The sequence below is a fragment of the Rhodoferax ferrireducens genome, from assembly GCF_031458075.1.
GTDB classification, from domain to species: domain Bacteria; phylum Pseudomonadota; class Gammaproteobacteria; order Burkholderiales; family Burkholderiaceae_C; genus Rhodoferax_B; species Rhodoferax_B ferrireducens_A.
This window is the reverse complement of sequence record NZ_JAVDXT010000001.1, coordinates 175,000-198,046: the sequence shown is the minus strand read 5'-3', so window position 1 is coordinate 198,046 and position 23,047 is coordinate 175,000. Positions and strand designations below refer to the sequence as shown.

Sequence of the window (23,047 nt, the reverse complement as noted above, 5' to 3'; positions counted from 1 at the left end):
GCATTGTCTCAAGCTTTGCGCGCGACGAAACCCCGGCTCGAAAGCGGCACCAGCGCCAGCAGCATGCCCAGCACGGCCAGGCCACCCACGTAGTAGGCGGGCGCCAGCGGGTCTTTCTGCAGCCACAGGGTCAGCACGATGGGCGTCATGCCGCCAAAGATCGCGTACGACAGGTTGTAGGCAAACGACAGGCCCGTGAAACGCACCGCCGCCGGAAACGCCCGCACCCCGACGATGGGCACGGTGGCGATTACGCCGACGAAGAAGCCCACCAGGCCATAGCTCCAGACCAGCGACGCGGGCGTGCCCGGCAGGCCGGTATAAAACAGGTAAGAGGTGAGCAGCAGGCCGCCGAAGCCGATCAGCATCACGGCCCGGGTGCCGATGCGGTCGCAGGCCCAGCCCATCAGCACGCAGCCCAGGGTCAGCGTCAGCGTAGCCACGGCATTGGCTTCCAGCGCCAGCGCGGGGGCGATGCCGTGCACCTTCTGCAAATAGTTGGGCGTAATCAGCACTACCACCACGATGGCGGCCGACAGCACCCAGGTCAGGCCGCCAACCAGCAGGCAGGCCGCGCGGTGCTCGCGCAAAATCGTCTTCAGCGGCAGTTCGCGCGCCTGTTCTTTAGCGATTAGGCGGCGCTGTGCCAGCTGCTGGAACACCGGCGTCTCGTGCAGAAAGCGGCGCAGATACACCGACACCAGGCCGAACACGCCGCCCAGGATGAAGGGGATGCGCCAGGCGAAATCGGCCACGTCGGCCGGGCTGTAATGGGTGTTGATGCCCACCGCCACCAACGAGCCCAGCAGGATGCCGCCGGTGATGCCCGCCGTCAGCGTGCCCACGCCCAGGCCGTAGCGGTGCGGCGGCACGTGCTCGGCCACAAACACCCAGGCGCCCGGCATTTCGCCGCCGATGGCCGCGCCCTGCAGCACGCGCATGGCCAGCAGTAGCAAGGGTGCTGCTACACCGATGCTGGCGTAGGTGGGCAGCAGGCCGATCACCAGGGTCGGCACGGCCATCAGAAAGATGCTCAGGGTGAACATGCGCTTGCGGCCCAGCAGGTCGCCAAAATGCGCAATCACGATGCCGCCCAGCGGGCGCGACAGGTAGCCGGCCGCAAAGATGCCGAAGGTCTGCAGCTGGCGCAGCCAGTCCGGCATGTCAACCGGGAAGAACTGGTGGCTCAGCACCGCAGCAAAGAACACGTAAATCACAAAGTCGTAAAACTCCAGCGTGCCGCCCAGGGCGGACAGGCCCAGGGTTTGCACATCCTGGCGCGACAGCGAGGGGGACGGCGCAAGCGCGCCAGCGGACAAAGGGACGGAGGTAGTTGGCATCGGGATTCTCTTTGCAGCACAGGCTGCACCTACAGGGCTGCAGCCAGGCCCAGAAGCGGCTGGCGAGCGCGAGGCGGCATTTTAGGGGTATACCCTTAACCCCATGGAGCCAGGCAGATACGGGCGGGAGTGCCATGGGAGACAATCAGCAGCTTCACCCGCCTTTTTTCGTATACACCATGAAGCGCCTCTGGCTCCTTTTCGCCCAAACCGCCACCGTTCTGCTGGCGGCTTATTTCGTTGTGGGCACCCTCAAGCCCGAATGGCTGGGCAAGCGTCCGTTCTCCGGCTCGTCGATTTCGCTGATCGAGGCGCCGGCCGTTTCGTCCAGCATCCCCGTGGCCGGCAGCTTTAGCGCCGCCGCCAAAAAGGCCTCGCCGGCCGTGGTCAGCATCAACACCAGCAAGATGGCCGAACGCGATCCGCGCAGCGACGACCCCTGGTTCAAGTTCTTCTTCGGCGAGCGCGGCGCACAGGCCCAGGCCGGCCTGGGCAGCGGCGTGATCGTCAGCCCCGACGGCTACATCCTGACCAACAACCACGTGGTCGAAGGCGCGGACGCCATTGAAGTCATCCTCAACGACAGCCGCCGCGCCCAGGCCCAGGTGATCGGTACCGACCCCGACTCCGACCTGGCCGTGCTGAAGATCCAGCTCGACAAGCTGCCGGTAATGGTGCTGGGCAGCTCGGACGGGCTGCTGGTCGGCGACCAGGTACTGGCCATCGGCAACCCCTTCGGCGTGGGCCAGACCGTCACCAGCGGCATCGTCAGCGCGCTGGGCCGCAACCAGCTGGGCATCAACACCTTCGAGAACTTCATCCAGACCGATGCGGCTATCAACCCCGGCAACTCGGGCGGCGCGCTGGTCGACTTGAACGGCAATCTGATGGGCATCAACACGGCGATTTATTCGCGCTCCGGCGGCAGCATGGGGATTGGCTTTGCGATTCCGGTGTCCACCGCCAAGCTGGTGCTGGAAGGCATCGTCACCGACGGCCAGGTGCGGCGCGGCTGGATCGGCGTCGAGCCCAGCGACCTGTCGCCCGAGCTGGCCGAAACCTTTGGCGTGAAAGCCGAACACGGCGTGATCATCACCGGCGTGCTGCAGAACGGCCCGGCTGCGCAAGCCGGCATCCGGCCCGGCGATGTAATCGTTGGCGTGGCCAACAAGCCGGTGGGCAATGTGACGGAATTGCTGGCCAGCGTGGCCATGCTGAAGCCCGGTACGCCAGCCCCGTTCAGCGTGCTGCGCCAGGACAAGCAGATGGCATTGGACGTGACCCCGGGCCTGCGCCCCCGGCCAACGCGGCCTGCGCGCTGATCCACAATTTGCTACCAATTAAATAGCTGCTAGCGCTTACACAATAAGCGCTAGCAGCCTATTTCATCAGGATTCTGCGGGTTTGGCTTCGTCGTCCGGCGCCTGGGTGTGCTTGATGAAGATCTGGGCCGCCCAGATGCCGACTTCGTACAGCAGGCACATGGGAATGGCCAGCGCCAGCTGCGACACCACATCCGGCGGCGTGACGATGGCCGCGATGATGAAGGCCAGCACCACGAAATAGCCGCGGAAGGCCTTCAGCTTCTCGATGCTGACCAGGCCCATGCGGGCCAGCACGATCACCACGATGGGCACCTCAAAGGCCAGGCCGAAGGCCAGGAACATGGTCAGCACAAAGCTCAGATAGGCTTCGATGTCGGGCGTGGCCTTGATGCTTTCGGGCGCAAAGTTCTGGATGAACTTGAACACCTGGCCAAACACGAAAAAGTAGCAAAACGCCACGCCGATAAAGAACAGCAAGGTGCTCGACACCACCAGCGGCAGCACCAGCTTCTTCTCGTGGCTGTACAAGCCTGGCGCCACGAAGGCCCAGACCTGCCACAGCACCACCGGCAAGGCGAGCATGAAGGCCGCCATGAACATCACCTGCAGCGGCACCAGGAAGGGCGAGATCACCGAGGTGGCGATCAAGCTGCTGCCTTTGGGCAGGGTGGCTACCAGGGGCGAAGCCAGCAGGTCGTACAAGGCCGCAGGGCCGGGGTACAGCGCCAGCACGCCAGCGGCCACGGCGACCGCGATCAGCGCCTTCATCAGCCGGTCGCGCAGCTCCACCAGGTGCTGCACAAAAGGCTGCTCGGTACCGGCTAGCTCGTCGTCTTGGCTTTTTTGAGAATCGGACATGGAGGACATTCGTTCGGGTCATGCCCAGACAGACACGCGTACCCACAGGGCACGGGTCAATTGATTTTTTGGGGCCGATAGCGCGCCACCCGGGCGGCACCGGACAGGGCTTTGGTGCGCACACCGGCGCGGGCTTTGTACCACTGGGGCGTAGCCCCTTGCTTGACGCGCCAACGCTTCTTGGGCAGCTTGTACTCAGGGTAGTGCACGTAGGCGTCGTCGGGCGTGGTCAAGGCGGTGGAACCGTCTTCGGCCCACTGCTTCTCGAAATCGCTGGCATTGGTCTGGATGGACTGGTGCACGTCGCGCGCCGCACCCTCCATCGTTTCCTTCATTTTCTTCAGCTCATCCAGGTCCATGGACCGGTTGACCTCGGCCTTCACATCGGCGACATAGCGCTGCGCCTTGCCCAGCAAGGTGCCTACCGTGCGCGCCACGCGCGGCAGCTTCTCTGGCCCGATGACGATCAATGCCACCGCGCCGATCAGCGCCATTTTCGAAATACCGAGATCAATCACAGGCGTTCAACCGGCTCAGGACTTGGTCTTGGCTTCCACGTCGATGGTGCCTTTTTGGGCTGCACCAGCGGCATGGCTAACCTGGTCTGCAGGCTTGTCGGCATCGGCCGCGCCGTCTTTCATGCCGTCCTTGAAGCCTTTCACCGCGCCACCCAGGTCGCTACCCATGTTCTTCAGTTTCTTGGTACCGAAGACCATCACCACGATCAACAACACGATCAACCAATGCCAAATAGAGAAAGAACCCATGGAATACTCCTAACAATGTATGTTTGATTTTAGTCGGCGGTCATGACAATACCAGGCCGCCACCTGGAAGGCCTTAGCCCTTGAGCCAAGGACGGGGCCCGCCAATCACGTGGAGGTGCAGATGGTGCACTTCCTGGCCCCCATCATCCCCGGTATTGACCATCACCCTAAAGCCACCCTGCGGGTAAGGCCGGCAGCCTTCCTGTGCCGCCAATTGCGGCGCCAGCACCATCATGCGCCCCACCAGGCCCGCATGCTCGGGCTGCAGCTGCGCCATGGACGGAATATGCTGTTTAGGCACCATCAGGAAATGCACCGGCGCCCAAGGATGGATGTCGTGGAAGGCGAAAAGTTCTTCGTCTTCGTAGACTTTTTTGGACGGAATCTGGCCGGCAATGATCTTGCAGAACAGGCAGTTGGGATCGTGGAGAGTCATACGGCGCTTTCTACGGCCTGGCTGGCGTTCATGGCGACCATGCCACGCACGATACGGTACAAGAACCACAGCGAAATCAGGCCCCAGGCAATCCAGCCCGGCAGGATGAATAGAAACCACAGCGGTGCGGTCAGCACATACAGAATGCCAGCCCAGACCACGGAACGGATGCGCCAGGAAAAATGGCTCGCCTGCCAGGTGCCTTCGGCCTCGCTCTTTTTCACCAGGTCGATCACCAGGGCCACGATCAGCAGCACGGCGCCGGGCTGGGCGCCCGGAATCACCGCCCCCACCGCCACCACCAGATGCAGCAGGTAGCTGACCCAACCCACGGTTTTCAGCGCCTGGGCTTTTTCGCTGTCAATGGCTTGCACGTCAATGATGTCGCTCATGGCGCCTCCGATTCCCGCGCCAGTACTTTGCGCAGGGCTTTTTCTTCGATGCCGCTGGTGCCTTCACGGCGCTCCAGCTCGGCGATCACGTCGGCCGGGCCCAGGTCGAAATGGGCCAGAGCCACCAGGGAATGGAACCATAGGTCGGCCACTTCGCCGACCAATTTGGCCTTCAGCACATCGGTATTGCCGCCGTATTCGGCATCCTTGGCGGCCATGATGGCTTCGGCGGCTTCTTCGCCGATCTTCTTGAGAAACGCGTCCGGCCCCTTGTGCAGCAGGCGCGCCACGTAGCTGGAAGCCGGATCGCCGCCATTGGCCGCCTTGCGGCTTTCAATCGTGGCAGCCAGTTTGGCAAGTGAGTCGTTGGAAGTCATAGCCGTTATTTATAGATGGATTCAGGGTCTTTCAAGACCGGATCGGTCGCTTCCCAGGCCACCGCGCCCGCGGCATCCGTCTTCAGGACGCTGAAAAAGCAGCTATGGCGGCCAGTGTGGCAGGCAATCCCGGGCGTATGGCCGAGCTGGGTAACCTTGAGCAAGACCACGTCGTTGTCGCAATCCAGCCGGATTTCATGCACGGTTTGCACATGGCCGGATTCTTCGCCCTTGAACCACAGGCGGTTGCGCGAGCGGCTGAAGTACACCGCACGCCCCAAGGCTGCGGTTTGCTCCAGCGCCTCGCGGTTCATCCAGGCAAACATCAACACGTCGCCGCTGCTTGCCTCTTGGGCAATCACCGGGACCAGCCCTTGGGCGTCCCATTTCACATCGTTAAGCCAGTTCATAGCCGTATTGTCAGCGATTGCAAGAACCGCCCTCCGCATACCGTAACAAGACCGCCGCCGTACGGTCAAATATAGAATGTGCCATTTTTTTGATAGCCCACAAGGCGCGAACACACCATGGACTACCCTGGAAATTTGATTGTGGTGGCAGCCCCCAGCGGTGCCGGGAAGTCCAGCCTGGTCAAGGCCTTGATGGAACTGGATGCCAAGGTGCAGCCCTCGGTGTCGCACACCACCCGCGATCCGCGCGGACAGGAAAAACACGGGCGCGAATACTTCTTCGCTTCGCAATCCGAGTTCGACGCCATGGTGGCGGCCGACGCCTTTGTCGAGTGGGCCGAAGTCCACGGCAACCGCTACGGCACCTCCAAGAAGGCGATTGAAGAACGCATGGCCCAGGGCGCCGACGTGATTCTGGAAATCGACTTCCAGGGCGCAATCCAGATCAAGCAGATTTTTGCCAACGCGGTGCTGATCTTCATCCTGCCACCGAGCTGGGAAGAGCTGCGCTCACGGCTCGAACGCCGAGGCGAAGATGCCCCCGACGTGATCGAATTGCGCCTCGCCAATGCCGCGATTGAGATGGCGCAAGCCCATAAATTCGACTTCGTTATAATCAACGAGCTATTTGACCGGGCAGTTTTCGACATGAAAACCATTGTTCATGCCCAGCGGCTCAAATTTGCGGCACAGCGCCGTGCCCGAGCCGACACCTTCAAATCCCTGAACATTGCTTAGTTTTCTGGAGAAATTCATGGCCCGTATTACCGTCGAAGATTGCCTGGTGCAAATCCCTAACCGCTTCCAGCTGGTGCTGGCGGCCACTTACCGGGCCCGCATGCTGAGCCAAGGCCACGCCCCGAAGATCGAAAGCAAGAACAAGCCCGTAGTCACCGCCCTGCGCGAAATCGCCGCCGGCAAAGTGGGCCTGGAAATGCTGAAAAAAGTACCCAACTGATCGACCAGACTGGTACACCTCCTAAAAGGCACCGCATTGCGGTGCCTTTTTTATTGCGCGCCTGATGGATGCGGCAGCCACGCTATATTCAAGCCATGAGTGACATGCTTCCCCCTGCTGCTGGCTTGCCGCCAAAACCCCATTCCAAGAAAAGCGGGCACGCGCCCAGTCCGGCCGCGGTGAATGCAGCCGCCGCCAGCTTTGCCGCCCTGACCGCGAATCTAGACTACCTCGACGCCGCCAGCGTAGAACAGGTGCGCCAAGCCTACCGTTTTGCCGACGAAGCCCATCTGGGACAGCTGCGCAACAGCGGCGAGCCCTACATCACCCATCCGATTGCCGTGGCCGCCCAATGCGCAGCCTGGAAGCTGGACGCCCAGGCTTTGATGGCAGCCCTGCTGCACGATGCCATGGAAGATTGCGGCGTGACCAAGCCGGAGCTGATTGAACGCTTTGGCGCGCCAGTGGCCGAACTGGTCGACGGGCTGACCAAACTCGACAAGCTGCAATTCAACACCCGCGAAGAAAACCAGGCCGAGTCCTTTCGCAAGATGCTGCTGGCCATGGCGCGCGATGTGCGGGTGATCTTGATCAAGCTCGCCGACCGCACCCACAATATGCGCACCATGGGCGATATGCCACGCTCGAAATGGGCGCGCATCGCGTCCGAGACGCTGGATATCTATGCACCCATCGCCCACCGCCTCGGCCTGAACCAGACCTACCGCGAACTGCAGGATCTGTCGTTTCGCTATCTGCGGCCGTGGCGCTACTCCATCTTGTCCAAAGCAGTGAGCAAAGCACGCAACCGCCGCCGCGATCTGGTGCAAAAAGTGCAGCAAGAAGTCGAGGCGGTATTTGCGCAAACCGGCATGCAGGTGCGCATAGCCGGACGCGAAAAGACGCTGTACTCCATCTACCAAAAGATGGACGACAAGCACCTGACCTTTGCCCAGGTGACCGACATCTACGGCTTCCGGGTCATCGTTTCCAGCGTCACCGACTGCTACACCGCCCTGGGCATACTGCACCAGCTGTACAAGCCGGTACCCGGCAAGTTCAAGGACCATATTGCGATTGCCAAGCTCAACGGCTACCAGTCGCTGCACACCACGCTGGTCGGCCCCTCCGGCGTGAATGTGGAATTCCAGATGCGCACCGAGGCCATGCACCTGGTGGCCGAATCCGGCGTCGCGGCACACTGGCTGTACAAGACCAATGACGCAGACAGCGCCACCGCCGAACGGCTGGGTACCAAATGGCTGCAGTCGCTGCTCGACATCCAGGACGAAACCCGCGACGCTGCCGAGTTCTGGGACCACGTCAAAGTGGATCTCTTCCCCGATGCCGTCTACGTTTTCACGCCCAAAAGCCAGATCATGGCCATGCCGCGCGGCGCCACCGTGGTGGACTTTGCCTACGCCATCCACAGCAATGTGGGCGACCGCACTGTCGCCGCCAAAATCAATGGCGAACAAGTACCGCTGCGCACCGAGCTGCGCAATGGCGACATCATCGAAGTCATCACCGCCCCGGTATCGGCACCGAACCCGGCATGGCTGGGCTTTGTGCGCACCGGCCGCGCCCGCTCCAAGATCCGCCACCACCTGAAAAGCATGGCGCAGACCGAGTCCGAAAGCATGGGCGAAAAGCTGCTCACCCAGGCCCTGCGTGCCGAAGGACTGGGGAAACTACCCGAATCCACTCCGGAGAGCCAACCGATCTGGGACAAGCTGCTGCGCTTCACCGGTAACCGCACGCGCGCAGAACTGCTGACCGACATCAGCCTGGGCAAGCGCGTAGCCAGCATCGTCGCCAAGCGCTTGGTCGTCTTGTTGTCCGAAAACGGCGAAAAACCCGATGCTCTGCTGCTGACCCGCGAACGCTACACAGCCCACGAAAGCCTGTCGCAAGGCGCCGTGGTGCTGGATGGCAGCGAAAACACATCAGTGCAATTTGCCCGCTGTTGCAGGCCGATCCCGGGAGATGCCATCGTCGGCTACCTGGGGCGCGGCGAAGGCCTGGTGGTGCATACCGATGACTGCGCGGTCGCCAAGCGCCTGAAGTACAAGGACAGCGAGCGCTTCATTGCCGTGGACTGGGCCGACGAACCGGTGCGCCAATTCGAGACTGGCGTGGTGGTAACAGTCAAAAACAGCAAAGGGGTATTGGCCCGGGCCGCTGCCGCTTTGTCGGTCGCCGAAGTAGACATCACCCATGTGGACATGGGCCAGGAAGGCGAACAAGACGCTACCGATCTGCGCTTCCTGATCTCGGTCCGAGACCATGCCCATCTGGAAGTCGCGCTACGCCAGCTAAAGCGCACGCCTTCGGTGTTGCGGGCCGCACGGGCCAAGCCTGCGTCTTAGGCCGCGCCAGGGGCTGGGTAGTCGACCCGCAGCACTTCGATATCTTGCGGCCCCACCGGAGACTGTAGCCGCACCACATCGCCCACCCGTGCCTTGAGCAAAGCGCGGGCGATGGGCGACACCCAGCTCACCTGCCCCTGGGCCGTATTCGCCTCGTCAATACCGAAAATGGTGACGGTGCGCTCTTCGCCCGCAGCATCTTCGTAGGCCACCGTGGCGCCGAAGAATATCTGGTCGTTGCCGTAGTGCACGCTGGGGTCCACCACCTCGGCAATCTCCAGCCGCTTGGTGAGAAAGCGGATCCGCCGGTCGATCTCCCGCAGGCGCTTTTTGCCGTACAGGTAGTCACCGTTTTCGGACCGGTCCCCGTTGCTGGCCGCCCAGTACACCACGTCCACGATCTTGGGACGCTCGGTTTCCAGCAGCTCGGCAAATTCCGCGCGCAAGCGGGCGTAGCCTTGGGGGGTGATGTAGTTTTTGCTGCCTGCGGGCAAGGGCGCCGATGGCAGGTCGTCTGCATCGTCGTTGTCCGCATCGGTTTCGCGGGTGAAGGCTTTGCTCATGGAACGCCTATTTGAAAACCCAAAGTAGAAAGCCCGCAATCTTACGATTGCGGGCTTTTACATTTTGGTGCGGCTGGCAGGAATTGAACCCACGACCCCTTGGTTCGTAGCCAAGTACTCTATCCAACTGAGCTACAGCCGCGCAGCCTTGCATTCTACAATGGTTTCGAGCCTATTTATCCAAATGGACAGAAAATACGCGTAAAAAAACCCGCAATCTTGCGATTGCGGGTTTTTACATATGGTGCGGCTGGCAGGAATTGAACCCACGACCCCTTGGTTCGTAGCCAAGTACTCTATCCAACTGAGCTACAGCCGCTAAGCTTTTAATTCTACAACGGATTCTCAGGCCTCGTAAAGCTGCGTGAGAAAAATGCGGCCTGCCCCAAAATTTCTTCAGTCCGCACCCTGGCCAAGCCCGCTAGCATCCAGGGCATTCAGGAGAACCACTTGTCCAACGTCATTACCAATATCGAAGATCTGCGCGTGCTTGCGCAAAAACGCGTGCCCCGCATGTTCTACGACTATGCCGACTCCGGCTCGTGGACCGAGGGCACCTACCGCGCCAACTCGGCCGATTTCCAGAAGATCAAGCTGCGCCAGCGCGTGGCGGTCAACATGGCCAACCGCAGCACCCGGGTGAAGATGGTGGGGCAGGACGCCGCCATGCCGGTGGCGATCGCCCCCACCGGCCTCACCGGCATGCAGCATGCCGATGGCGAGATCCTGGCAGCACGCGCTGCCGAGAAGTTCGGCATCCCATTCACGCTGTCCACCATGAGCATTTGCTCTCTGGAAGACATCGCCGCCCATACCAAGGCTCCATTCTGGTTCCAGCTGTACTGGATGCGTGACCGCGCCTTCATGGAAGCGCTAATGGACCGTGCCAAAGCAGCCGGTTGCTCGGCCCTGGTACTCACCCTGGACCTGCAGGTGCTGGGCCAACGGCATAAAGATTTGAAGAACGGCATGACGGCCCCCCCCAAACCTACGCTGGCGAATATCCTGAATCTGATGACCAAGCCACGCTGGTGCCTGGGCATGGCGGGCACGCGCCGCCATACTTTTGGCAATCTGGTGGGCCACGCCAAGAATGTCAGCGACATGTCTTCGCTGAGTGCCTGGACCAAGGAACAGTTTGACCCCCAACTCGACTGGAACGACGTGGAATGGATCAAGAAGCGATGGGGCGGCAAGCTGATCCTGAAAGGCATCATGGACGTGGAAGATGCCCAACTGGCAGCCAACAGTGGCGCCGACGCCATGGTGGTGTCCAACCACGGCGGGCGCCAGCTGGACGGCGCCCCCAGCGCCATCGAAGCCTTGCCCGCCATCGTCGACGCAGTAGGCTCCCGCATCGAAGTCTGGATGGACAGCGGCATCCGCTCTGGCCAGGACGTGCTGAAGGCCTGGGCCCTGGGGGCGCGCGGCACCATGATCGGACGCAGCTTTCTGTATGGCTTGGGTGCCATGGGCGAGGCCGGTGTCACCAAATGCCTGGAAATCCTGCACAAGGAACTCGACGTGACCATGGCGTTTTGCGGCCACACCCAAATCGGCACCGTGGACAAAAGCATTCTGTTGCCCGGCAGCTTTTAAGCCGCGCGGCCCGCAGCCTTGGCGGCATAATCAAAATACAGCGTGTAACGGTTATGCCACTCTCAACAAGGATTGACGCCATGGGCACAGAAAAATTTCGCTTGGTCACCCGCAGTGATTTCGACGGCCTGGTATGCGCAGTGCTGCTCAATGAGCTGGACATGATTGATGAGATCAAGTTCGTCCACCCCAAGGACATGCAGGATGGCAAAGTGGCGATCACCGAGCGCGACATCACCACCAACCTACCCTATGTGGCGGGCGCGCATCTGGCGTTCGACCACCATCTGTCGGAGACCATCCGCAACCAGAGCGGGCTGAAGAACCACGTGATCGATGCCAAGGCGCCATCGGCTGCACGCGTGGTGTACGACTACTACGGCGGGGCCAAGGCCTTTCCGAACATCACCGTCGACATGATGGACGCGGTGGACAAGGCCGATTCGGCCCAGTATGTGCGCGACGAAATCATGGAACCCACGGGCTGGGTGCTGCTGAACTACCTGATGGATGCGCGCACCGGCCTGGGCCGCTTCCGCGAATTCCGCATCAGCAACTACGCGCTGATGATGGATTTGATCCAGTACTGCCGCAACCACGGTATTGACGACATCCTGGCCCTGCCCGATGTCAAGGAACGCGTCGAGATCTACCAGGAACACGCTGTGAAGGCCAAGGCCCAGATCGAGCGCTGCGCCACCGTACACGGCAACCTGGTGGTGCTGGACCTGCGCAACGAAGAAACCATCTGGGCCACCAACCGCTTCATGATTTACGCCCTGTACCCACAAACCAACATCTCCATCCATGTGATGTGGGGCGTGCAAAAACAGAACACCGTATTCGCCACCGGCAAGTCGATTCTAGACCGCAGCAGCAAGACCAATGTGGGCGAACTGATGCTGGCCTACGGCGGCGGTGGCCACCATGCGGCCGGCACCTGCCAGGTCGAAAACGAGCAGGCGGCCGCCGTACTGCAAACCCTGATCACCAAGATCAACCAGGACGGGTAAAGTTCATCGGCGCATACTCCGTATCGAGAATCAATCTCATTACAATGGGGCTTTGATCCACCCGCGTCAATAGTGAAATCCTTGCTGTTCGCGGACCGGAGTACAAAGGACCTGCGCCGTGAAATCTCTTCTGTTGAGTGCTGCATTGCTGACGGCTTTTGCCGCCACCGCCCAAACCACCACCCCTGTCACCGCCGCGGCAGTCGCCGCCGATTACAGCAAACTGGTCTATGCCAGCTACGAAGACACACTGAGCACGGCCCAGGCGCTCAACACCGCCATCACCGAATTCAACGCTGCCCCCAGCGCCGAAGGCCTGGCCAAGGCCCGCAAAGCCTGGATCGCCGCACGCGAGTTCTACGGCCAGACTGAAGCCTTCCGCTTCTACGCCGGCCCCATCGACGACAAGAATGGCCCCGAAGGCCGCATCAACGCCTGGCCCATGGACGAAGCCTATGTGGACTACGTCGTCGGCAAGCCCAAGGCTGGCATCATCAACAACCCCAAGGCCAAGATCACCGCCAAAAGCCTGTCGGCTCTGAACGAGCGTGGTGGCGAAGAAAACATCGCTACCGGCTGGCACGCCATCGAATTCCTGCTGTGGGGCCAAGACCTGAGCGAAACCGGCCCCGGCAACCGTTCGTTTGAAGACTTTGTCGACGGCAAGACCCCCAACGCCAACCGCCGCCGCGAGTACCTGAAGGTGGTCACCGACTTGCTGATCAGCGACCTGGAGGGCCTAGCCAAAGCCTGGGCTCCCGATGCCAAGAACTACCGTGCCAAATTCGAAAAATCCGGCACCAACGCACTGCGCAATATGCTGGTCGGCGTAGGCTCCTTGTCGCGCGGTGAACTGGCCGGCGAACGCATCGAGGTTGCGCTGGCCTCCAAGAACCAGGAAGACGAACACTCCTGCTTCTCCGACAACACCCACCGCGACATCGTGGCCAATGCCACCGGCATTGAAAACGTCTGGCTCGGCCGCTTCAAACGCGCCGACGGCAGCGTCTTGCAAGGCGCTTCGCTGCGCGACCTGGTGGCCGCCAAGGACGCAGCCACCGCCGAACGCACCAGCAACCACATCGCTGCCAGCGTAAAGGCAGCCGAAGGCATCCACGCTCCGTTTGACCGCGAAATCGTCGACGCCGAGGGCCGCAAGCGCGTGCAGGCCGTGGCCGATGCGCTGAAGCTGCAAAGCAAGGACTTCCTGGACGCCGCCAAGGCCGTGGGCATCACCAAACTCACCTTGGTAGACCCGGCCAAAGAATAAGTCCATGCGTCAGCCGATCCAGAATAAAAATCGCTGGCGCACTCCATGCACGCTGACCCTGGCTGCGGCCGGGGTTGCTGCGGCATGGCTGGCCCTGGCCTCCCCCTCGGTACCCGATACCTCTGAAGAAAAACCCGGTGGCGACACCACGGTGTTTGAAGAGGGTTTGAACGCTTTTTCCTTCCCTGCGGCCAACCTGGACGAAGAGGCCCGCACCAGCTTTGCCATCGGCAACTCCTTCTTCCGGCGCAACTGGGTGGAAGCTCCGTCGTCCACCTCCGCGCGCGATGGCCTGGGCCCGCACTTCATTGCCCGCTCCTGCGGCGGCTGCCACACCCAAGACGGGCGCGGCGCACCGCCCAATAGCTTCAAGAACGGCATCACCGCCGAGCAACCCATAGGCCTGCTGTTCCGGCTGTCCGTCATGGGGCCAGACGGCAAACCCTTTCCCGAGCCGACCTACGGCGAACAGTTCACCAACTCGGCCGCACAAGGCGTCAAACCCGAAGGCCAGGTCCGCATCCGTTACACCGAGCAACCCGGCCAGTTTGCCGACGGCAGCCGCTACAGCCTGCGCCAGCCGCACTACAGCTTTACCCGGCTGGGCTATGGCCCCATGCAACCCGGCACCATGGTCAGCCCGCGCATTGCGCCGCAGATGCCCGGCGTCGGCCTGATCGACGCAATTGCCGAGGCCGACATCCTGGCCAATGTGCAGCAGCAAAGCCAGCGCAGCGACGCCATCAAAGGCATCAGCAACCGCGTGTTCGACCCGTTCGCCGGCAAAGAAGTCCTAGGCCGCTTTGGCTGGAAGGCCAATACGGGCAGCCTGGCGCACCAGTCGGCCGCCGCCTTCAATGGCGACATTGGCATCACCTCCGAGCACTTCCCCCGCGAGGACTGCACGCCCAAGCAAAAAGACTGCGCAGCCGCCCCGCGCGGCGGCGAAAAAGGCGGACCGGAAATCGACAACGCCACCCTCACCAAGGTAATCCAGTACCAGGCCACCCTGGCGGTGCCGGCCCGGCGCAATTACGACAGCGTGGACGTACGCCGCGGCCAGGCCTTGTTTGCCCAGGCGCAGTGCGCCGTCTGCCACCGGCCCAGCTACACCACCGGCGCCTCGCCTTTCCCCTCGCTCAGCGGCCAGAAGATCACGCCCTATACCGACCTGTTGCTGCACGACATGGGCAAGGGCCTGGCCGACAACCGACCGGACGGCCTGGCCAATGGCCAACAATGGCGCACTCCGCCGCTGTGGGGCATTGGCCTGATTCCCGATGTCAACGGCCACAGCTTCCTGCTGCACGACGGCCGCGCCCGCAACACGCTGGAAGCCATACTGTGGCATGGTGGCGAAGCCGAAGCGTCACGCCAGCAAGTGCTGCAAATGCCCAAAGCCGACCGCGACGCGCTGGTGAAGTTTGTCAATTCGCTCTAATGGAAAGTGCCGCAGTGAGACTTCTGATTGACCGCCGTCGTTGGCTCACACTGGGCGCCGGCGTACTCTGCCACGCTGCCTGGGCAGCGCCCTTGCCGCCCCGCATCGCCAGCCCGGCGCTCACCCAGTCCGACTTTGTCCGCAACGGCTTGCAGCTGCACTTCATCCCCGCCGCGCAGGCTTTTGCCCAGTCCACGGCCGCCCTGCGCGACCAGTTGGCCACAGGTTGCAACCTCCAACCCGTACGCAATGCCTGGCGCACCGCCATGCTCGATTGGGAACGGCTGTCGGCCGTTTCCGTCGGCCCGCTGCTGGAGCGGCGCAGCGCCCGCACGCTGGACTTCTGGCCCACCCGCCCCGCCATGGTCAGCGCCGCCGTCCAGGCTCCGCCAGCCGACGCCGCCGGGCTGGAGCAACTCGGCGCCCCGGCCAAAGGCCTGCCGGCGCTGGAATGGCTGCTCTGGCAGCGCGCCCCGGACGCCGCCCAATGCGCCTACGCCGCCTTGCTGGCCGAGGCCTGCGCCGTCGAAGCCCAGTCCATCCTGGCCGATTTCCAGGCCCTGGCCCGGCAGAACTGGACGCCGGAAACCGCACTCAGCGTATTCCACGAATGGTTCAGCCAGGCCGTGGGTGGCTTTGAGCAACTGCGCTGGAAGAAGATGGGCAAGCCGGCACGCAGCGGCCGGGCCAGCGACTGGCCGCGCGCCACCAGCGGCAACACCCGGGCCGCCTGGCAGGCCGCATGGGGCGGGCTGCAACACTTCCTGGTCGGCACCGGCCGCGCCCAGGAACAAGGCAGCCTGAACGGCTACCTGGCCGGCGACAACCAGCTGGACCTGTCGGCCCAGCTGGAATCGGCGGTAGCGCAGCTGCAGACCCGCCTGCAGGCCGCGGACCCGGCACGTAGCACTACCGTGACCACCGCCATGCAAGCCCTGGCCAAAACCAAGCAGCTGATGGAAGACAAGATCGCCCCCGAGCTAAAAACCATGGTCGGATTCTCGGAGTCGGACGGTGATTAGCCGTCGCGACTGGCTGGTACTGGCCGCCGCCAGCGCCGCCGCCATGCCCCTATACGCGGCTTCCGCAGCCCGCCCCGGCCTGCTGACCTCCTGGACCAGTGGCGACGACAACCAGGCCTGGGCCGGCGTCTGGCAGCTGGGCAGCAGCCCGCGCGGCGTGGCCCTGCCCAAGCGCGCCCACGAGGTGCAGATGCTGCACAGCGCCCTGGGCCAGCCCACGCAGGCGCTGGCCGTGGCCCGCCGCCCCGGCGAATACCTGCTGCGCTTTGACACCCGCACCGCCCGCGCCGTGCTGTGGCATGACATCGAAGACGACCGCGTGCTCTGCGGCCACGCCAGCTATGCGCTGGACGGCAGCGCGCTCTACACCACCGAAACGAATACCGACACCGGCGCCGGCATGGTCGCCGTGCGCGACCCGCTGAGCCTGGAAAAGCGCGCCGAATTCCCCAGCGGCGGGCTCGATCCGCACATGGTGCTGGTTGAACCCGATGGCAGCCTGCTGGTGGCCAACGGTGGCCTGCTCAGCCTGCCGGAAACCGGCCGTACCAAGCTCAACATCGGCCGCATGGATTCGTCGATCGCCCGGCTGGACGCCAAGACCGGCGCCCAGCGCCAGGTCTGGCGCGTCAACGACCCCTTCCTGAGCCTGCGCCACCTGGCCCGCGCGCCTGACGGCACCGTCGCCGTCGCCATGCAGGCAGAGCACACCGACCTGCAGGCCCGCCGCAGTGCGCCACTGCTGGCGCTGCTGGATGGCTCGGGCCTGCGCAGCGTGCCCTTGCCGCCGGCCCTGGCCCTGGGTGGCTATGCGGGCGACGTGGCCTATGTGCCCGGCAGCGGCCCGCAGGCCGCCGACCGCTTCGTCATCAGCGCCACCCGCGCCGGGCAACTGGCCTGGTGGTCGGCCCAGGGCGAGGCGCCCAGCCAGCTGCCCTTGCCTGAGGCCGGCGCCCTGGCCGTGCACGGCACGGACTGGCTGGCCAGCGGTGCCCAAGGCGACCTGCGCGGCATGCTGGACACCCATGCGCTGGAGCGCCACCTGGACAACGTGCGCTGGGACAACCACGGCAAGTGGCTGGTCTGAGAATCTGCAGCGACTATCAAAATAGTAGCTGCTCGCGCTGATGGAATAAGCGCCAAGGCCGTATCAGGCTTATATTTCTGAACGGGCTGGGTTGTAAGTTGCGTTGCAGGCCTGCAACAAAACGTAGAGGAATGCTGCGTTTTCAGGCCCTGCCGGCGGTGTTTGCACCGCCAACGCAACAAGAATGATTCGCATTAATTTACAATTATGCGGTAATTCTTCATCCAGCCAGCCACGCCCTGCGGCCCCTCCTCAAGGGCCCATGCGCCAGCCAGCCATCGTTCAAACCCCTTAGGCTGACTTCCATGTCCCGACGCAAAAATTCCAAACAAAATACGGCTCCAGCGCACATTCAACCAGTGCAAGTAGCTATCAAAACTGCAGCACCTTACGCCATGCTACCCCTGGGCGCCATGCTGTTGGCCGGCTCGATGGGCGCGATGGCGCAAACCGAGACCAAGACCCTGGCACCTGTCGTGGTGAAGGAAAAGGCCGAAGCAGCCCAAGGCAAAGACACCATCAAGGTGGAGCGCACCACCATCGGCAAGGGCAACCAGGAACTGCGCAATATTCCCCAGTCGATCACGGTTCTGACCGAAAAGCTGATCACCGACCGTAACTTCGATACCGTTCGAGACGTGCTGCGCAATACCGGTGGCATTTCGTTCCTGGCGGCTGAAGGTGGCGAAGAAGACATCAAACTGCGTGGCTTCAGCCTGCAAGGCTCTGGCGATGTGTTCGCGGACGGCATCCGCGACCCCGCCTTCTACGAACGCGACACCTTCAACAATGACCGGGTTGAAATCCTGCGGGGCTCGGCGGCCCTGCTGTTCGGCCGCGGCTCCACCGGCGGTGCGGTCAACCAGGTCAACAAGCAACCGCTGCTGATTGACCAGAACGAAGTCAACGTGACCGCGGGCAGCCACAAATACCGCCGGGCCACGGGCGACTTCAACATCAAGACCGGCGACAGCTCGGCTTTACGCATCAACGCCATGGCCAACACCGCCGACAACAACGGCGCAGGCAGCAGCATCGACAAGCGCGGGATTGCTGGCGCCTACCGCTTCGGCATCGGTGAAGTCGACGAATTCTCGGTGGGCTTCTACCAGTTGGAAAACCGCAACGGCATCAACTACGGCATCCGCTGGGCCAGACCAACCCCAGCCGATGTGGGTAACTCGGCAGCGCAAGTCGCCACATCGCAACTCAACACAAGCCTTGATCCAGATGCCTATTACGGCATGGACAGCGACTACAACCATGGCCGCGCCACCTACGGCACGCTGGGCCACATCCACCGCTTCTCGGCCGACACGGAACTGAAAACCACCATCCGCAAGGGTTCTTACTCACGTGACCAACGCGCAACGCTGTGGAACTTCGCGGGCGCCGCATCCCAGCCAGGTGGTCAAGCGGCGGCACTGAGCACCTACGGCCCCGGCACGGTTTTGACACGTTCCGCACAGAACAAGGTGCAGGACATGAACAACCTGTATGGCCAGTCCGACCTAAGCAGCAAGTTTGAGGCACTCGGCTACAAGCATGAACTGCTGGCCGGCATCGACTACGCCCATGAAGAGCGCACCGTCTATGGAGCCCAGACGCTGAGCACCGCGCAGGCGGCAGTGCTGAGCCGCCCTAACACCACGCTCGGCACGCCCGACGACGGAGCCTCCATCCCTGAAGGTACCCGTCCTTTCGGCGTGTCCAACAACTACACCTCTAACGGCTACGGTATCTACGGCCAGGATGTGGTGCAGCTGGCGCCCAAGTGGAAGCTTTTGGGTGGTCTGCGCTTTGACCACATGACAGCGGGCTACAGAGCCTACAACGCGACCTCCGGGGCAGGCACGGGCACCTACTTCATGAACATTGCCAAGTGGAGCAAACGCGCAGGCGTGCTGTTCCAGCCGAACGAACTGCAGTCGTTCCACGTCGCTTACGGCACCTCGTTCAACACCTCTGGTGACGCTTATTCGCTGGGTGCCACGAACGCCGAAACCCCACCAGAAGAGAGCCAAAACCTGGAACTGGGCGCGCGTCTCGACTCGGCCGACAAGCGTTTCACCACGCGCCTGGCCTTGTTCCGCACGACCAAAATGCATGAGCGCAACACCGATCCCCTGATCCCGATAGCGGTGCTGTCCGGCAAACGCCATGCCCAGGGTATCGACCTCGACTTCACCGGCCGTATCACGCCGCAGTGGGAAGTGTTCGGCTCCTATGCATGGATTCCAGTGGCGCGCATCGACGTAGGCGCACAAGGTGCTGAAGGCCAAGGTCAACGCCCATCGCTGACGCCCAAGTACAGCGGCACGGTGTGGACTACCTACCAGATCACGCCGCAAATCCGCGTCGGCGCGGGCCTGAACTTCAAGGGCGAGCAAACACCTAACCGCAACCCCGGCTTCTCGTCGCCAAGCTATGTCACGGCCGACCTGTTGGCCGAATACACGGTGATTGAAGACAAATTCACCGTCAAGGCCAACGTGACGAACGTGACGAACAAGCTGTACGGCGACGCGCTGTACACCGCGTTCTATGTGCCGGGTGCGGGCCGCACCATGCAGGTCACAGCCAAGTACAAGTTCTAAGCTTGCTGCTTGTGTGCTGATCGCTACAAGCCGCCCTTCGGGGCGGCTTTTTTCATGTACAGGCCATCGCCCTGCGCATACACCACAATCTCCTCCCATGCTGCTGCACATACCCCACATCCTGAGCCCCGAAGAAGTCCAACACGCCCGGCACCTGCTGGCGACAGCACCCTGGGCCGATGGCCGCAGCAGCGCCGGCAGCCAGGCGCGGGCCGTCAAAAACAACGAACAACTGCCGCACGACTGCGATGCGGCGACCGAGATCCGCGCCATGCTGCTGCGCGGACTGGACCGCAATCCGACCTTCTTCTCGGCCGCCCTGCCCAAGCGCGTCTACACGCCACAGCTCAACCGCTACCAGGGCGGCAGTAATTTCTACGGCAACCATGTGGACAACGCGGTGCGCTTTGCGCCCGACACCGGGCTGCGGGTACGTACCGATATTTCCTGCACCCTGTTCCTCAGCGAGCCAGCCGACTACGACGGCGGCGAGCTGGTGGTGCAGGACTCTGCTGGCGCGCAACGGGTCAAGCTGCCGGCCGGCGATATGGTGCTGTATGAGGGCACCAGCGTGCACCAGGTGGAACCAGTCACGCGCGGCGCCCGCCTGGCCTGCTTTTTCTGGATCGAGAGCATGGTGCGCAGCGGCGAGCAGCGCCGCCTGCTGTTTGATATGGACATGGCCCTGCTGGGGCTGCGCCAGCAGCACGGCGAAACCCCGGAAACGACTACGCTGACGGGCACGTACCACAACCTTTTGCGTATGTGGGCCGACACTTGAGCACACCCCCAGGCTGCAGTGCTGCGCACTTTCCGCCAACCCCCTGGCAGGGGGCAACACCAGCAGCCTGGCAAAGCCAGTTCTGCGGTGTTCCTGGACGGCATGCACCCTGGCTTCAACGGAGCGATACGCTATGGCCATGATTTCACCCGTCGTAGCCCAAATCCCGCCCGGCGTGGTCACGCTGGAAGACCATGCGAGCCACGCCCACACCGTGCTGGACGCCAACGCCTGGGCCTACTTCAGTGGCGGCGCCGGTGACGAGATCACCCTGCGCGCGAATCGCTGCGCCTGGGACGCCCAGCTGTTGCAGCCCCGCGTACTGCAAGCCCTGGCCGGCGGCCATACCCGCACCACGCTGCTGGGCCGCACCCTGGCACACCCGATTCTGCTGGCACCGGTGGCCTACCAACGCATGGCACATCCGGATGGCGAGTTGGCCAGCGCCTACGCTGCAGCCGCCCTGGGCGCAGGCATGGTGCTCAGCACGCAATCCAGTATTGCTCTGGAAACCATAGCGGCTGCCGTAATACCCGAGAGCGCCAGAGGCCTTTTATGCTTCCAACTCTATCTGCAGCATGACCGCGGCTTCAGCCTGGACCTGGTACGCCGCGCCGAACAGGCCGGGTACGACGCACTGGTGCTGACGGTAGACGCCCCCACCAACGGTGCGCGGGACCGCGAACGCCGGGCCAACTTCCGGCTGCCGCCCGGCGTCTCGGCGGTGAACCTGGCCGGACTAGCCGCCGCCCCGGCGCCGGCCCTGCAACCCGGCCAAAGCGCCTTGTTCGACGGCTTGCTGGCCCACGCCCCCACCTGGGACGACGTGGCCTGGCTGCAGGCCCACACCCGCCTCCCCATCCTGCTCAAGGGCATCCTGCACCCCGACGATGCGCGCCAGGCCGCGGCATTGGGGTTGGCCGGGGTGATCGTCTCCAACCACGGCGGGCGCACGCTGGACACCACGCCCGCCACCGCCGCCGTGCTACCGCGCATCAAGCAGGCGGTGGGCGACATGCCGGTGCTGGTCGATGGTGGCATCCGGCGCGGCACCGATGTGCTCAAGGCCATGGCCCTGGGCGCTAGCGCGGTGTTGGTGGGGCGGCCGTATGTTTACGGGCTGGCGAATGCGGGTGCTGTGGGCGTGGCCCATGTGCTGCGCCTGCTGCGCGACGAGCTGGAAATTGCCATGGCCTTGTGCGGCTGCGCGACCCTGGCGCAGGCCGGTCCGGCCCTGCTGTTTGCGCAAAATCCAGGGAATTCCACGATAGGCATTGCAAATGCGACGGATTCGTATTTATAATCACCTATCTTCAATAGCCAGCCACCCTGCTTGCCGCCATGATCGTCTGTGTATGCAACCGCGTTTCTGACCGTGACATCGCCCGCCATGTGCGTGCGGGCTACGGGTTTGACGACATACAGCTCGAACTCGGCGTGGCCACCCAGTGTGGCCGGTGCGAAAGCTGCGCCCGCGATGTGGTCGCGCAGTGCAGTGCCTCCCACCCGGTTGCAGCGATTCAGCTCGCCAGCTCCATTTTGGAAAGCAGGGCATGGAACTCCTCGGCACACTTGGCGGCAGCCTGATCCTGGTCGTAGGTTCGGCCTGGTGGATCTTTCGTAAATAAATTTTCAGGCTGCGGCCCTCAGCTCTGCCCTCGCAAGGCGGCAGGGATTGTTTGCGCCCACACTCTATGAACAGCACTGCGCCTTTATCCCCCTCTTTCTCCCTACCGCGCTTCAGCCGCAATGCGGTGATCGTCAGCAGCGTGCTGGTGTTCCATGGCCTGGCGATCTGGGCCTTGCAAAGCGGATTGGTCCGCAAGGCGATAGAAATCGTTGTGCCGGTCGAGATGCTGAGCGAATTCATCGAAGTGCCCCAGCCCAGGGTGGCACCGCCGCCACCGCCCCCCGCGCCCATCAAGCAGCCGGTGGTAAAAACCAAGGCTCCCACCCTGCCGCCAGCACCGCAGCCGCTGGCCATCGCCGACCCGACACCCGCGCCGAACGCCCCTACCGGCGTCACCACGCCGCAGCCTCCAGCACCGCCTACTCCTGCGCCAGTCGCGGCGGCACCGTCCACGCCTCCGGCTGCACTGCCCATACCTACGCCAGCAAAAGCTCAGACTCTTACTGAAGCAGACTATCTATACATGCCTCCGCGGACCTACCCTGTAATGAGCAGGCGTCTACAGGAACAAGGCACCGTGATTGTGAATTTGGAAGTTAATGCAAATGGCATACCGGTCAATGCAGTCGTTACAACTTCTAGCGGCTTTGACCGCTTAGACAAGAACGCCTTGGCCTTCTTCATGAAGTGCCGATTTGTTCCGTACAAGGTGGATGGCGTAGGTCAATCTAGGCTCTATTACACGTCCTACGTTTACCTCCTTGACCTTGATTAACTAACGACTTGCCCCAGCCCTCGGTAGCAATCTAAGT

General features: G+C 62.7%; 23 protein-coding genes, 2 tRNA genes and 1 pseudogene. 15 read left to right on the top strand and 11 right to left on the bottom strand.

All coding sequences use genetic code 11. The features are described from left to right. Positions 1–8 precede the first annotated feature (8 nt). Positions 9–1,340, bottom strand: a complete 1,332-nt coding sequence (locus J2X19_RS01005; RefSeq protein ID WP_310369821.1) for an MFS transporter — start codon at positions 1,338–1,340, stop codon at positions 9–11. Positions 1,341–1,519: 179 nt separating this feature from the next. On the opposite strand from J2X19_RS01005, the gene J2X19_RS01000 reads away from it, so the two are divergent. Next, the gene (locus J2X19_RS01000) at positions 1,520–2,662 is read left to right on the top strand and encodes a S1C family serine protease (RefSeq protein WP_310369819.1); all 1,143 of its coding nucleotides are present in this window, start codon (positions 1,520–1,522) and stop codon (positions 2,660–2,662) included. Between the two features lie 66 nt (positions 2,663–2,728). Here J2X19_RS01000 and tatC read toward each other — a convergent pair whose 3' ends face one another. The 7 genes from tatC to hisI all read right to left on the bottom strand — a co-directional run bounded on the left by tatC (position 2,729) and on the right by hisI (position 5,905). After that, complete coding sequence (gene tatC, locus J2X19_RS00995) at positions 2,729–3,523, bottom strand: twin-arginine translocase subunit TatC (protein WP_092758449.1); 795 nt, start codon at positions 3,521–3,523, stop codon at positions 2,729–2,731. Between the two features lie 56 nt (positions 3,524–3,579). Next, positions 3,580–4,041, bottom strand: coding sequence for a Sec-independent protein translocase protein TatB (gene tatB, locus J2X19_RS00990; protein WP_092758189.1), 462 nt, complete (start codon positions 4,039–4,041; stop codon positions 3,580–3,582). A gap of 15 nt (positions 4,042–4,056) precedes the next feature. Next, the gene (gene tatA / locus J2X19_RS00985; protein WP_092758190.1) at positions 4,057–4,290 is read right to left on the bottom strand and encodes a Sec-independent protein translocase subunit TatA; all 234 of its coding nucleotides are present in this window, start codon (positions 4,288–4,290) and stop codon (positions 4,057–4,059) included. 73 nt (positions 4,291–4,363) lie between these two features. After that, entirely contained in the window at positions 4,364–4,726 is a 363-nt protein-coding gene (locus tag J2X19_RS00980; protein ID WP_116605831.1) for a histidine triad nucleotide-binding protein, read from the bottom strand. Further along, entirely contained in the window at positions 4,723–5,118 is a 396-nt protein-coding gene (locus J2X19_RS00975; protein WP_310369814.1) for a DUF4870 family protein, read from the bottom strand. The genes J2X19_RS00980 and J2X19_RS00975 overlap by 4 nt, the downstream gene beginning before the upstream one ends. Beyond that, complete coding sequence (locus J2X19_RS00970) at positions 5,115–5,495, bottom strand: phosphoribosyl-ATP diphosphatase (RefSeq protein ID WP_116605829.1); 381 nt, start codon at positions 5,493–5,495, stop codon at positions 5,115–5,117. The genes J2X19_RS00975 and J2X19_RS00970 overlap by 4 nt, the downstream gene beginning before the upstream one ends. Before the next feature lie 5 nt (positions 5,496–5,500). Beyond that, a complete protein-coding gene (hisI, locus tag J2X19_RS00965; protein ID WP_116605828.1) occupies positions 5,501–5,905 on the bottom strand; it encodes a phosphoribosyl-AMP cyclohydrolase in 405 nt (134 codons plus the stop codon). A gap of 117 nt (positions 5,906–6,022) precedes the next feature. Here hisI and gmk point away from each other — a divergent pair, with 117 nt between their 5' ends. From gmk to J2X19_RS00950, 3 genes are all read left to right on the top strand, one after another. Next, positions 6,023–6,643, top strand: coding sequence for a guanylate kinase (gene gmk / locus J2X19_RS00960; protein WP_092758195.1), 621 nt, complete (start codon positions 6,023–6,025; stop codon positions 6,641–6,643). 16 nt (positions 6,644–6,659) lie between these two features. Continuing rightward, positions 6,660–6,863: a DNA-directed RNA polymerase subunit omega gene (rpoZ, locus tag J2X19_RS00955; protein ID WP_092758196.1), complete on the top strand. Its 204-nt coding sequence runs from the start codon at positions 6,660–6,662 to the stop codon at positions 6,861–6,863. A gap of 104 nt (positions 6,864–6,967) precedes the next feature. Beyond that, the gene (locus J2X19_RS00950) at positions 6,968–9,232 is read left to right on the top strand and encodes a RelA/SpoT family protein (protein ID WP_405048614.1); all 2,265 of its coding nucleotides are present in this window, start codon (positions 6,968–6,970) and stop codon (positions 9,230–9,232) included. On the opposite strand, the gene greB is transcribed toward J2X19_RS00950, so the two are convergent. The 3 genes from greB to J2X19_RS00935 all read right to left on the bottom strand — a co-directional run bounded on the left by greB (position 9,229) and on the right by J2X19_RS00935 (position 10,114). Next, a complete protein-coding gene (gene greB, locus J2X19_RS00945; RefSeq protein WP_310369807.1) occupies positions 9,229–9,795 on the bottom strand; it encodes a transcription elongation factor GreB in 567 nt (188 codons plus the stop codon). The genes J2X19_RS00950 and greB overlap by 4 nt on opposite strands. 65 nt (positions 9,796–9,860) lie before the next feature. Beyond that, positions 9,861–9,937: transfer RNA gene (locus J2X19_RS00940), tRNA-Arg, on the bottom strand. Between the two features lie 100 nt (positions 9,938–10,037). Next, positions 10,038–10,114, bottom strand: a tRNA-Arg gene (locus J2X19_RS00935). Between the two features lie 131 nt (positions 10,115–10,245). Between J2X19_RS00935 and J2X19_RS00930 the strand changes: the two genes are divergently transcribed. The 11 genes and pseudogenes from J2X19_RS00930 (at position 10,246) to J2X19_RS00880 (ending at position 23,010) form a co-directional block, all read left to right on the top strand. Next, positions 10,246–11,394 carry an alpha-hydroxy acid oxidase gene (locus J2X19_RS00930; protein ID WP_310369805.1) on the top strand — a complete coding sequence of 383 codons (1,149 nt, stop codon included), beginning with the start codon at positions 10,246–10,248 and terminating at the stop codon, positions 11,392–11,394. Between the two features lie 80 nt (positions 11,395–11,474). After that, positions 11,475–12,407 (top strand): exopolyphosphatase, encoded by a 933-nt coding sequence (locus J2X19_RS00925; protein ID WP_310369804.1) that lies wholly within the window; start codon positions 11,475–11,477, stop codon positions 12,405–12,407. Between the two features lie 118 nt (positions 12,408–12,525). Beyond that, positions 12,526–13,677: an imelysin family protein gene (locus J2X19_RS00920; protein ID WP_405048580.1), complete on the top strand. Its 1,152-nt coding sequence runs from the start codon at positions 12,526–12,528 to the stop codon at positions 13,675–13,677. Between the two features lie 4 nt (positions 13,678–13,681). Continuing rightward, on the top strand, positions 13,682–15,118 hold the full coding sequence (locus tag J2X19_RS00915) for a di-heme oxidoreductase family protein (RefSeq protein WP_310369803.1): 1,437 nt from the start codon (positions 13,682–13,684) through the stop codon (positions 15,116–15,118). Beyond that, a pseudogene (locus J2X19_RS00910) lies at positions 15,118–15,996 on the top strand (imelysin family protein); the annotation flags it as partial. The gene J2X19_RS00915 and the pseudogene J2X19_RS00910, both read left to right, overlap by 1 nt. Before the next feature lie 136 nt (positions 15,997–16,132). Then, positions 16,133–17,227, top strand: a complete 1,095-nt coding sequence (locus J2X19_RS00905) for a DUF1513 domain-containing protein (protein WP_310369800.1) — start codon at positions 16,133–16,135, stop codon at positions 17,225–17,227. Positions 17,228–17,622: 395 nt separating this feature from the next. After that, positions 17,623–19,824: a TonB-dependent receptor gene (locus tag J2X19_RS00900; RefSeq protein ID WP_310369798.1), complete on the top strand. Its 2,202-nt coding sequence runs from the start codon at positions 17,623–17,625 to the stop codon at positions 19,822–19,824. A 97-nt stretch (positions 19,825–19,921) separates the two neighbouring features. Then, positions 19,922–20,605 carry a Fe2+-dependent dioxygenase gene (locus tag J2X19_RS00895; RefSeq protein ID WP_310369796.1) on the top strand — a complete coding sequence of 228 codons (684 nt, stop codon included), beginning with the start codon at positions 19,922–19,924 and terminating at the stop codon, positions 20,603–20,605. Between the two features lie 139 nt (positions 20,606–20,744). Continuing rightward, positions 20,745–21,908: an alpha-hydroxy acid oxidase gene (locus tag J2X19_RS00890; RefSeq protein WP_405048579.1), complete on the top strand. Its 1,164-nt coding sequence runs from the start codon at positions 20,745–20,747 to the stop codon at positions 21,906–21,908. 38 nt (positions 21,909–21,946) lie between these two features. Further along, positions 21,947–22,192, top strand: a complete 246-nt coding sequence (locus J2X19_RS00885) for a (2Fe-2S)-binding protein (protein ID WP_092758208.1) — start codon at positions 21,947–21,949, stop codon at positions 22,190–22,192. 107 nt (positions 22,193–22,299) lie between these two features. Further along, the gene (locus tag J2X19_RS00880; RefSeq protein WP_310369791.1) at positions 22,300–23,010 is read left to right on the top strand and encodes an energy transducer TonB; all 711 of its coding nucleotides are present in this window, start codon (positions 22,300–22,302) and stop codon (positions 23,008–23,010) included. Positions 23,011–23,047: the final 37 nt, after the last annotated feature.